The sequence below is a fragment of the uncultured Gimesia sp. genome (assembly GCF_963972345.1).
Taxonomy (GTDB): Bacteria; Planctomycetota; Planctomycetia; order Planctomycetales; family Planctomycetaceae; genus Gimesia.
In genome coordinates, this window is record NZ_CAXAVM010000209.1 from 1 (window position 1) to 11929 (window position 11929).

Here is an 11929-nt window from a genome sequence, read left to right on the forward strand (position 1 = left end):
GTGCGAATGTCAGGATAATGCGACGTTCCGTATCAACGACCCACCCGGGCATCATCATGTGCTTGCCATCAGCGTAGAACACGATGACGTGAACCGCGGCCTGCTCAAATGAGCCGGCAATGTCTTGAGGTACTGTTCCCCCCATCAGGGCTGCCGAATTCGATGCCGGAGGTTGAGCAGTGGGAGTTTGCGGAGCAGGTCGTTTGACTGGTGTTTCTGGTCCCTGCTGTGCCCCCTTGCCAGGAGTGCCGCCCGGATAATCAAGTCCCCACTCTTCATACTCGGAAGCATCAGAGATCGGGTCAGCTGCGACAGCGAAACTTGGACCGCCCAGAGTGTTGAAAACAACGGCTCCACAAAGCAGGCTTTTGACCAGTGTTTTGTTGCAGAATTGTCGAAACAGTTTTGTGTTAATGTTGAATGTCATGTCAGGCTCCAGAAGAAAAAGGTTGTGTTTTTTTGAGGTTGCTCTCGTTGAGACAATTCCCTTACACGCCCCCCTCAGAGTTGTGACACTCCAAAGAAGTTTTTTTTCATTTTCCTGATATTTAGAGTCCATTCCGCGGAAAAAATGTCCCGAATTCGTTCAAGAAACTCCGGTTTCACCTGCGTATTACCAGACACATAAATACACACAAAACATTATAATTATAAGACTTACAAGGTATCCTCATAGCAAGAACGAACTGCCCTCTCCAGTATAAAAAGGCTTTCACTCGTTCCTGACGGAAGCATTAAAACGGACGATGCCCTGCTGGCCAAATACGTCCTCTATTAAAAAATGAGAACCGGATTCTGCGGGATCAAATACCAGATGAAATTCATACAAAACCTCACGAACGTACGCTGCTCCTGAAATATGGTCAGCCGCTCGGAACTGCGATCAACGAACTGATCACGAACGTCACTCCCGGGACCTTCCATTGCTGGATACGGGAAGAGAAAAAAGGACGGAAGAAAATTTCATCCGTCGGCCAGGAAAGAGTGCAGTACTGCGAGAACTGGTTCTCAAGATCGCCCGGGAAACAGGGTTCGGCTATACTCGTATCCTGGGTGGACTTTAGAAACTCGGCATTTCCCGGATCTGCCGTCAGACTGTGAAAAATATCGTCAAGGAAGCAGGGATCGAGCCGAGTCCGAAACGAAGTACCGGCACCTGGGATCAGTTTCTCAAAACTCATGCGGAAACTCTCTGGGCCTGCGATTTCTTTACGAAACGAGCGGTGACACCGCGGGGGCTCGTCGATTTGTATGTGTTGATTTTCATGCATCTTGAGACGCGTGAAGTCTTTGTGACACCTTCAACGCGAAATCCAGATTCTGTCTGGGTCACAAAACAAGCGAAAGCGTTCGTAAACCACGGTGCTGACCGGGATGAGAAGCCGATCTGTCTGATTCATGATCGAGACACAAAATTCTCGCCGAGTTTAAGCAGTTTCTGAAAAACCAAGGCATCCAGCCGAAGAGGCTGCCAATCCGTTCTCCCAATCTGAATGCCCGGGTCGAAAGGTTTGTGCAAACGATTGAATACGAAGCCTTGAACCATTTCATCGCATTCGGCAAGACACATCTCGATTATCTTGTTTCGGAATTTGTTGATTATTACTACAAACATCGAGCGCACAGTACACGAGAACATCTGCCGCCCTGCTGTGCCGAGCCCCCGCCAGAATTCGAGACAATCAGACTCGATAAGATCCACTGCGAGGAACATCTCGGAGGACTGATCAGGTCGTACGAGCGGATTGCGGCATAGATCGATTCGAGTACAAGTCATTTCTTCAGGCTCAGCGTACGCGCGTTCGCTCCGAAAAAGTCACAACCAACATTCCTTCACGGCATACTTGCCCTGACCCACGTCAGTTCTTTCACCAGATTTTGTTTTCAAAGATCAATTGGCTACGGGACTTAACGTTCGACAGTCTATTTGTTCCCGACGGTGTCTGTCGATTGATGACGCACGCGACTCAACAGTAAAGACTTCTTGCGTCGTCTCATCAAAACCTCCTGTGCACCAGGAGGATTATCGGGTCGCGCAAAAAACAACGCTAAGTTATTGAAATCAATAACTTAGCGCGTTTGGTCAGTTTGAATGCGGAGAGAGGGGGATTCTCTGACCGCTGATTTGTTGCCGGGTTTCCCATGTGTTTGAGACTATAATAATAGACTTATTCTATCAAACGTCAAGAACTTTTATCAGGAATTAATTCATTTAAGGCAAAAACGAATGCCACAAAACTGCCACAAATATTATGAGCAACTTGATAGTATAGTAGAACCACTCTCTCGCCAGCTATGACCGGTTGGCCGTGCGCAGTTCGTTATCTCCAACAGTGAATTCATCCCGAAATCAATTTCCCAATATGGAAGAGTCATTTCAGACGGTGATGATTCACTGTGTTTCGTTGCCGAACGGACTGCATTTTTCTCAGGCGTGAGAACTCGCGCAACAATATCAGGATTTCATAATAAACAGCACAGTCGGTTCATTATTAATTGCTATTTACTTTAGTTGTTTGTTGAATTATGCAGAGTCCCCAGTACTGCAACAATGCAAACATCAAAACAATATCTGCTAAGATTGATACTACCCAATTACCAGTCGAGTTAAGAGTTGCGATAGCCCAAGACTGGCGGACTCCCAAAGAGTGAATTATGCGGCCAGTTATTGAGTGTATATTCTCTCGAACTGGTCGGGACATTGATAGTTTAATGTTTGATGTAAACGTTTTGAATTGTAGAACGTTTCGATGTAGCGGAACAGGGCCGAATGTTTTCGCTTGCGATTATAAATCGTTTCGATGTAGACAAAGACGCTCAATCGCGCTGTCTGACGAGTTGTGTACCGTTTGGCCAACTCGCGCACCTCCCCCAAGGATAGTCGTTCAGGATCATAGTGGATGCAAATTTGGTCCTGACTCATGCCCTTGTTGTCCGTCGCATGGGTGGTCTCGATCCCTTCCTTTGCGGTCAACAACTCGGTTAGTCGCTGAACACAGGCATCTCGTATATCCGACACACTGGGCAGAACCAGGTCAATATTTTTTCTCATCTTATCAGTCATCGTACTGTCCTATTAAATTGATTCTTCGCTGATGCTGCGCCCATTCCGGTCTTAATCCGTTTCAAGCCGTCGCCGTTGTAATACCAGCCACGGCAAATTCGACAACGAATGTCGAAGCACCGACAAGTAGAAACTATGCCGCTCTCGACCATTCGCAGTCATCACCGCCTACGTTGTCCTCGAACTGTTGGAAATTAGACGACTGCGGCGGCCGCGGGGGGGAGCTGTGAAACCTTGCGTGCAATGTATCCCAATCCAGCACGAGTGCGCCGCCCGTTGCTTGGTGCTGCTTTTCCCAATCCATCAAGTGTTGGAAGCAGGCGTGGTCGATGTAGCTCAAGCCTTTCAAGTCGATGTGCAGGACTGTACCCGACGGCACTGCTTCCAATGCCGCCGCCAACTTCGGCAGACGGATGAAGGTCGCCGAACCTTCCAGCACTAGCGTTCTACGATCACCGTCCGGGTCGCAGCGATGGGAAATTGAAAGCCTGGAAAACGTATAAATTAACTTTATGATAGAGAATCCGATTCCAACTAATACCCCTGTGAGCAAGTCCAGCGTCACCACAGCACAGGCCGTGATGACACAGATGATTCCCTCACTCCGACTTTCTTGCCACAACGCTCGAATCGCACGAATCCCTAGCAGTTTGACGCCGGTTAACACGAGTAGTGCGGCAAGAGCGGACGTAGGCAACATTCGAAGCAATTGGGGAAACAAGAGAGCAAATATCAGCAGCCATGCACCGTGAAACACTGCTGACCAACGGGTTCGAGCACCTGCATCAACATTGGCCGAACTGCGAACAATTACTCCTGCCATTGGCAACGCACCCATTAGTCCGCAGATAGCGTTGCCGACACCCTGAGCCGCTAACTCGCGGTCATAACGGGTCCGAGGGCCTTGATGCATTCGATCGACGGCGGCGGCAGTCAAAAGTGTTTGTGCACTCGTGACGAAGGCGACTATCAGTGCAACCTTCCAAACCGATGGACTAGTGAGAATCTCTGGGAGCGAACCAAAATTAACCCATTTGACAGCCGCTCCCAAACTGTCAAACTCGACCCTCTCAATGGGTAGCGCCAGGAAGGCGGAAACAGCCGTTACAACAACGATCGACACGATGACAGCCGGTACCGCCCTGAGTTTTTCCGGAACGATCCTCTTCCAGAACACCAGAATGAGCAGCGTGGCGGCACCAACGAGGGCAGCAGAAAGGTGCCCCGGGTGCCCATCGTGGCCGACGAAAACATGCGTCAGAGCCCGTGGAATGTTCACGAAGTTCACCAATGGATTTCGGTCGGGAGCATCGTCCAACGCGACATGGAACTGCTGGGAGAAAATGACGGCCCCTATTCCCGCCAGCATGCCAAGTATGACAGCGGGTGACACGGCTCGAAACCACTGTCCGAGCCGCAGGAGTCCAGCGGCGAATTGAATCAATCCAGCCAGAAATACAACGACTCCTAACATCCCGATACCCTGTTTCTCGACAATGTCGAGCAGGATAACAATGAGCCCCGCCGCGGGCCCGCTCACCTGCAATGGGCTGCCGGCAATCAATCCTACCAGAATTCCGCCGATGATGCCGGTGATCAGACCGACTTCCGCTGGAACACCGCAGGCCTTGGCAATAGCCAGGCACAACGGTAGGGCAACCATAAAGACCACCAATGAAGATGGAATGTCGCTCTTAAGTACCTCGAACCATTTCGGAGGCTTAGCGACTCGCGAAGCCTTCGGCGATCCCATGTTTTCGGGCGACCGTGAACTCGTTTTAGAATCAGGCCGGTCCGCGTGGACAACCGGCGTCTCCGCTAACGGCGCGAAGGCTTTGCTTGCTTGATCGTAGGCGAGCACGTCTCCTGTTTCGAATCGCAAGACCCAGGCGTGCAGATGAAGGGTGCCGGCAGTCAAAGCAGCAGCGACCGCTGGATGTTTCGCCAGGTTTTCGACCTGTAAGAGTACGTTCCGCTCGACTGCTTTGTTCCACAAGGCAACTCCTTCTATACTGGGGTGTTCCCTCCGGATCGTCTCGCTAGTCTCAGCGACTCGGGCTAGCCACTCGTTCGTCTTGCACAGATTGACTGCTTTTTCCGGGTGCAGGATTGCACGAACTGAACCGCAATCATAATGCCCGCAGATAATGATGTCAGTCACACCAAGTGCGGAAACGGCGTATTCGATCGTAGCCATTTCACCGGTCGGACCATCGCACGGATGAACCAAATTGACCGCATTCCGTGTAACGAATAAGTTCCCTGGATCAGCCTGCATAAAGATATCGGGAAGGACGTGGGAGTCCGAGCACGTAATCAGAAACGCTTGTGGTTTTTGGCTCTGGGCGCTCCGCTCGTATTGTTCACGTCGTTCCCACAAGACATGGTTCTGGAAATGTTTCAGCCCCTCAATTAGTTTCTTCATGTGAACATCCTGTTCCTTCGCCAAGATTGGGCAGAGGCAGACAGGCTGTGACTGCCCCGACTTAGTCCGGTTTGACTCGATCCGTGACCTAGAGGACTCTAAGGGACCGATGTATGTCAAGAGTGAGTAATAACCGACGACGTAACTTATACGACGGTCACAATTTACCAATGAGTGTCCCATCTCGTGAACGCGCGTGACTAAACCGTTGTCAATGCGAGATGATTCGTATGAGATGGGGAAGCTTCACCGTCGAGTAGTACAGGACGATGGGCATCACCCAGACAACCTCAACAAAGTAGGATGCAGAGCACATGAAGACGGTCCCTAAGGGACAACACCGGTGCATCGGAAATTAGCTGCGCGATATTGGATGAGCCAATATACTGGTAGCAAAGATTGGCACCGACCATCGGCAAAACAGGATTTTCCTGGGAATCTCGATGGGTCTGTTGAATGCGCGTTGCCGGAAATGCTGTGAACTCATCACGAGATTCGCACGGGCACTTGGGCTGAGAGGGTAGACCACCACCCGATGGTAACTTCTTAACCGGAATCGGGCAGCATGGCTCGTAATCTAAGTCACCGATCGATGCTTGCGAAGCTACCCCAAGAAATAATGACGAGAAGGGTTGAAAATGGAACGGGCAGGGTAACACCCCAACCGCTGTCGAGAAGATAAGAATAGTAATCAACCCGATCCGCTGCATATGCATCTACCCTTCTGTGAAGACGAAAATGAAGTCAATATATGCACATTAAATATTCAAGGCTATCATTTCATCGGTTGGATGGAAAGTGGGGGTTGAGTCTAAATTTGGCATTCTCGAGATTATCGTGTGCATACAACATTTTCCTTGCAAAAGCAAAAAACGCCGGGGCAACATTTAAGCAATCTGGCGGAATGGAAAGCCCACGGAAACGGCGCAAAATATTATTCTGGTGGGAACGAACTTTAGAGTAGAGTCACTCACGTAAGGTTGAGGGCAAGGTTAACTCAATTTATCCATCACCACAATTTCTCCTTTCTGAAGAAGAACAAACAGTAGTGTTGCACGTCGACATTGCTCTGTTAGCTTTATTGTCCGCTCAAAGCCTGTCCGCGGTTGCTGGTGCCACCCACGCCTTGTGAGATGTCCTGAACACTGTTTAAACCACCAGAGAGGACCATGCCGTTCACGCGGACTTCGGACTGTCGCAGGTTGATCAGCGAGTTGACATAGTTGATGTTGGTTTCGAAGTACGTGCGACGTGCGGTTAAGACACGCAGGAAGTCAAACTGCTGGCTTTCGTAACCCTGGGTGGTGAGATCGAGGTTTTTCTGAGCGAGGGGCAGGATGTCTTCCCGATAACGTTCGACCTGTTTCAGCGATTTCTTGTAGTCGCGGTAAGCCTTGGAGAGTTCGACTTTGAGAGAGAGCTGCAGACGTTCAACTTCTTTGACAGAGCGGTTGTATTCGGAGTTGGCTGTTGCAATATTCCCCTGGTTGCGGTTGAAGATTGGAATGGGGAGGGCGATCTGGACGTTTGCGATATCAGAGCCGGTGGCGTTGTCATGAGCGGCACCGATCTGGGCGAGGAGGTTCGGCATGGCCTGAACTTCCTGACGGGAGATCTGAGCGCGGGCCCGATTGACGCGTGCACAAGCTGCCTGGATTTCCGGGCTGTTGGCGACGAGATTGTTGTAGGCTTCGTCCCAGTTCCATTTCACGGAGTTAACGTCGAGTTCTCCGGTGAAATTATAGTGAGACAGGTCGGGCGTACCGACGAGACTTGCCAGCTGCTGCTTGGCAGATTCAAGATCGTACTCGGCGTTCTGACGGAGGATACGGACTTCTCCCAACTGGACTTCGGCCTGCAGAATATCAGGCTGGGCAGCCTGTCCTGATTTATAGAGCGACTGAGCAATTTCGACACCGGCTTCCGCGACTTTCTCCAATTTCAAAGTGATTTCCTGCCGCTTCTGGGCACCGAGGGTGGCGTAGAACTGCGACTTGACATCGTTGCTGACGCGAAATCGCTGCGCTTCCAGTTCCCAGGAGAGCGATTGAACATCGTGGTGGGCGACATCCTGGTTGAGTTGCAGTTTGTTGCCGCGAACGTAGGTCTGGCTGAAAAAGGCTCCCTGCTGACCGGCTCTGCCATCATTTCCAATTTCGTTACCGGAATAACCAAAGACGGGGTTGGGACGCAGACCGACCTGGGTTTTGATCCCTTCGGCTTTATAGACGACCGCGGTGGCTTCCGCGAGTGTGGGGTTTGATTCCATCGCCATCTGCAATAGGCTGTCTAGATCGAGAGTCATGGCGATTAGATCCGGTTCTGCCGGAGTCTTGTCTCCTGATCCCGTTGTAGGGGCAGGGGGGATTGTTGTGCTTTTGGGTTCGAAACCGGTTTGCAGGAGTGGATCGTCGTCGCTGGAAATGTCGTCGAGCGAAATGACGATGTCCTTTTCAGTCTGTTGAGATCTGAGGTTGTCGGCGACTTCTGTACGGGAAGCATCAGCTGGCTGATTTGACTTTGAGACATTCTTTCTAACCATCTTTTTGAGCGATTTGGGAGCGTCTTCCTGCTGGGCAACATCCATTTTGGCAGGAGTTTTGTGATCAGTGACCTGCGTCTCGCCGAAATGGGCGCAGGACACTAAGCAAGAGCATGGCAGTACCATGCAGAACCGGATCAGTCGTGAACGAATCATGGTAGATTCCTTACATCATCAATAATATGTAGATTTGAGAGATATCAGAGACACTAACGGAATTGTGTCATGATTTATATGAGTAGTTTCCTCAGATCCGCGATGATGGAGCGTCGTTTGTAGAAATTGTCGATTGTGAGCCAGCTATTCTGAATCTCGTAATGCTCATCGCTAACGTTTGCAATATCGTGTGAACAAACATAATTCTGCTTCAACTGTCGGTATGTTTTGTTGGGAATCAGCACCAGAATTCGTTCCACACTGCATACGCAAAACGGACAGTTTGGCTCTGGGTTTTGATGAACAGGTTCCACCACCGAATCTACATGGCAGTGTTGATGACAAATTTGAGTTGATATCGTATGCATGTCAGAATGACAACAGTGGGTATCACCGGGAATGGTTGTCTGCGCGAGAGTCGTAATCGCGAAGCTGAGGCAGATCCAATTGTTATACCACCATCTCATCCTGAGATCCCGATAGAAAGAGAATACACAATCTCTTTAATAGATCGGTTCTTCGTATCATGCATGATAAATCAATTTTTCCGTTTCGGTCTACGGTTTGGATTTCGAAGGCCGCGCGATTGGAATAATCCGTGCAACCGGCGCAATTTATGATGTGGTCAGTACACTTACCGTTATTTCTTGTGGCAGAAAGGCGACAAATATGGCTCCCGTCGCTGAGTGGAACGAGGTTGCCCCAACACGCGGCAGTCCCGGCGTTCTGAAAGGATCTCAGGCCCCAAAATATTACGAACATAACTCACAGCCTGACATCGCTTGGCCGGGCTCAAAAGTTTCCCGAAGTGGCTTCCTTCAAGATCGCCTTATCCAGTTCCGCATCTGCCAGCAGCTGCCTTAAGCGTGCATTTTCCTTTTCCAGGTCTTTGAGCGTTTGTCCTGGTCGGTACGGATTCCACCGTATTCCTTACGCCAGCGATAATAAGTTTGATCAGTGATTCCCAGTTGTTTGCAGACCAGGCCAATCGTCTTGCCACGAGCCAGTTCGACTTCCGCTTCACAAAGCTTCTCAATAATCTGCTCAACAGTAAAGCGTTTTTTCGGCATTGCTCATTCTCCCAAAACTATGTCCAAAATCGATATGTTACCACATTTTAGGTGGACGCGGTTAAGGGGGCCAAGTCTATTCAGTATACGCATTATCGGTCGGTTTTCCCAGCCGACTGAAATCCAGAGTTACTTTATTGAAGTAAGCCCACCAGTCCAAACTCTTTGAAATGAACTCGGGCCCATTAAACCGGATAGCCAAATAAAATGTTGGAACTTTGTAGTCTATGGAACAGCACGTAAACTGGTTATCATTGCCTGGCTGATGCTCAAGAACAATGAGCCTTACGTTAATATTCAGGCTGCGTGCCACTTCAGCAGTGTTGAAGCCTTGCTTGGTGACCATTTTGATGGCTTCAAGTATGAACTCATTTGTAAATAACCGCCGTGTAATTTCGGGTTTAGATTTTGACTTCAACAGCTACTTGTTCATGTTGTTCATCGTCAGAATAGTTTACACTCTAGTTAGAGCGCCCACTATTCCCGGGGAGTTCACAACATTCTCTAAAAGCCTACGCGATCTTACCCAAGACAATTCATATTGAACACTGGTGGATGAAGTCCAGTCACCTAACAACCAAATCAAATATCATCGTCGAGTTTGCTATGTTCCGAAACTTCCTTGGCGGCTTGATTCCAAACGACATCCCAGTTTCTATAGAAGACTGAATTATAATTCGAAAGGCAAAACCTAATGAATCTCAAAATGCAATCCATCAAATTCGGCCAGGGTGAAGGACGCAGGATATCGACGAACAAGCAATATCGGATACTATCAGCCTGATTAAACGATTGGTGAATCAACGTATCATCGAAAATGAACAATCGACAATCCCGCCAGTAATTTGTGTGACGCCCCACCTCGATATAAGATGCTCCTTGCGGCACCGGACCAAAATTCAACAGCACTCGATACGTCAACCGTAGCGGACCAAAATGTCGAGAGGTCGATTCGTGTCCCCGAAAAGCAGATACGCCGATTGTACGGATGAACTTAAACGTTTGACAAAAAGCTGGGACGTCATCAATCATTTCGCTGTTTACCCCATACCACTTATAGAACAGCATCAGGCGCTTATGATCCTTCATTTGAGCGTTTGCGCGTTTGCATAGGTCAGCTTCATTGATTGCGTTAGCCAAATCATTCAGCTCTTGCTGATACTCCAGTGGAAGTTCGTTAAGTCGGTATACTCCTTTGTTCCAATACGGAAACGACAATAGATCAAAGAGCAAATTCATTGGCGACAGCATCCAAGTGAGGACACCATTACCGAAAAAATAGCGGGCAAAAGTGTTAGGGCTACGATCCGAATTTCTAATTACATCTAGCAGACCACAAATGATATAGAAAAGTGTAATCCAAGGAAGAAAATAGATTGCCAGCACAAGAGGAAGTCCCCGCTTCGCAACAGTTATGAGTTTCAATTTCTTCATATTGACTGCATCACTCCGATTGTGTCGAAATATTATTAAAGATAGTACTTCAGGTGGCATGCTCCCCTTAACTTGATCCATTTGTTGTGAGAGTTTCCAATAGACTTTTTCTAAGGAGACGATCATGACGAAACGACGCAGTATTCTAAATCACAGCTGCCATTCTATTGGAGATAGCGTAATCATCGTTCACACCTTGGCATGCTTCAGTAACAGAATAGTTGAGACTACAAGGAAAATTATGACAGCAGTCAACAAAAATGCGTTCCAGGGATTGGGATACCAAATCAAATCAATAATGTATGGGATAAACCTGAGTCCGACTAAGAAAAGAATCAGTATTGTATAACCCCACCGTTCCCTTGGCGTTAACTTCCGACGTTGAATCGGCTTCATGTGATTTCGTTTTCGTTTTCGTTTTTTCCGTTTGCTCATTAGTCTACAAATCGGTGTTGAGTTCTCCGCTTTTGATTTGTTGTTGTGTCACTCTCGTTTGGATTCTCCTGATCAACAAAATTAAGAGGTGGTGGAAGTCACGCATTTCACATTAATCAGACAAAAGATCTATGCGAATCTTGATCATTTTCAAAACTTTCTACCTGTCGTTGGCTTGTTATGCTGCCAGATCGGGATGTTGTGCGTATGGTGTATCTCGTGAGATTGCTCAGAAACGGATGTCTCAGCTGGAAACCAACGTTCTTGGTAGTACAAGTGATGTGCTGATTGGAAAAAACTAATCGCATCCCTGCGAAGCCTGGTATTCCTTTCCTGTTGTTGAGTTAGAGAGTATGTCTCGGTGTCTAAGCGAAATAACTCATACTTCTTCTGGCTACTAAGGACCAGCATCTGTTGATTACTTTGAAGGAGTGCCAAGTCATGATTGTGTTGCATCAACGCATAACCGGATGACGGAGCTATGCTTAGAGCATCGCGTCCGAAAAAGACGGATCGATACGTCCCACCGAGTTGTCCCATAATTGTTGGTGTAATATCAAGAGATGAAGCTAACGTCGAGCATCGTATTCCCCCACCATTACCACTTGGCAAAATCATAAGAACTGGAATTCGATATGACTTCATCGGGAACAATTGGCTTCCGTACACACGGGCACCGTGATCTCCCATCACAACGAATAATGTGTTCTTATAGAATTCATGTAATTTTGCTTTCTGAAAGAAATTCCCTAATGCCCAATCTGAGTACTTCACCGCATGTGTCCTGTTTTTCGCTTCGGAGG

7 protein-coding genes and 1 pseudogene are annotated in these 11929 nt (G+C 48.5%); 1 reads left to right on the forward strand and 7 read right to left on the reverse strand.

Annotated elements, in window-relative coordinates:
- Positions 1 to 427: hypothetical protein (locus AACZ40_RS24325; RefSeq protein ID WP_339676173.1), on the reverse strand; the 427-nt coding region annotated here is incomplete at its 3' end.
- A gap of 670 nt (positions 428 to 1097) precedes the next feature.
- Between AACZ40_RS24325 and AACZ40_RS24330 the strand changes: the two genes are divergently transcribed.
- Positions 1098 to 1442 carry a hypothetical protein gene (locus tag AACZ40_RS24330; protein WP_291174099.1) on the forward strand — a complete coding sequence of 115 codons (345 nt, stop codon included), beginning with the start codon at positions 1098 to 1100 and terminating at the stop codon, positions 1440 to 1442.
- A 1223-nt stretch (positions 1443 to 2665) separates the two neighbouring features.
- Here AACZ40_RS24330 and AACZ40_RS24335 read toward each other — a convergent pair.
- From AACZ40_RS24335 to AACZ40_RS24360, 6 genes and pseudogenes are all read right to left on the reverse strand, one after another.
- Positions 2666 to 3064 carry a hypothetical protein gene (locus AACZ40_RS24335; RefSeq protein ID WP_291174101.1) on the reverse strand — a complete coding sequence of 133 codons (399 nt, stop codon included), beginning with the start codon at positions 3062 to 3064 and terminating at the stop codon, positions 2666 to 2668.
- 133 nt (positions 3065 to 3197) lie between these two features.
- Positions 3198 to 5489, reverse strand: a complete 2292-nt coding sequence (locus AACZ40_RS24340; RefSeq protein ID WP_339676177.1) for a SulP family inorganic anion transporter — start codon at positions 5487 to 5489, stop codon at positions 3198 to 3200.
- Between the two features lie 1078 nt (positions 5490 to 6567).
- Positions 6568 to 8187 (reverse strand): TolC family protein, encoded by a 1620-nt coding sequence (locus tag AACZ40_RS24345; RefSeq protein WP_145190867.1) that lies wholly within the window; start codon positions 8185 to 8187, stop codon positions 6568 to 6570.
- A gap of 661 nt (positions 8188 to 8848) precedes the next feature.
- Positions 8849 to 9257, reverse strand: a pseudogene (locus AACZ40_RS24350) (transposase); the annotation flags it as partial.
- A 582-nt stretch (positions 9258 to 9839) separates the two neighbouring features.
- Positions 9840 to 10691 carry an aspartyl/asparaginyl beta-hydroxylase domain-containing protein gene (locus AACZ40_RS24355; protein WP_194242512.1) on the reverse strand — a complete coding sequence of 284 codons (852 nt, stop codon included), beginning with the start codon at positions 10689 to 10691 and terminating at the stop codon, positions 9840 to 9842.
- 585 nt (positions 10692 to 11276) lie between these two features.
- On the reverse strand, positions 11277 to 11929 hold a 653-nt coding region (locus tag AACZ40_RS24360; protein WP_339676179.1), incomplete at its 5' end, for a sulfatase-like hydrolase/transferase.

Coding starts and splice junctions, on each gene's coding strand:
- AACZ40_RS24335 (WP_291174101.1), bottom strand. CDS start 3,064: ATGACTGATAAGATGAGAAAAAATATTGACCTGGTTCTGCCCAGTGTG.
- AACZ40_RS24340 (WP_339676177.1), bottom strand. CDS start 5,489: ATGAAGAAACTAATTGAGGGGCTGAAACATTTCCAGAACCATGTCTTG.
- AACZ40_RS24345 (WP_145190867.1), bottom strand. CDS start 8,187: ATGATTCGTTCACGACTGATCCGGTTCTGCATGGTACTGCCATGCTCT.
- AACZ40_RS24355 (WP_194242512.1), bottom strand. CDS start 10,691: ATGAAGAAATTGAAACTCATAACTGTTGCGAAGCGGGGACTTCCTCTT.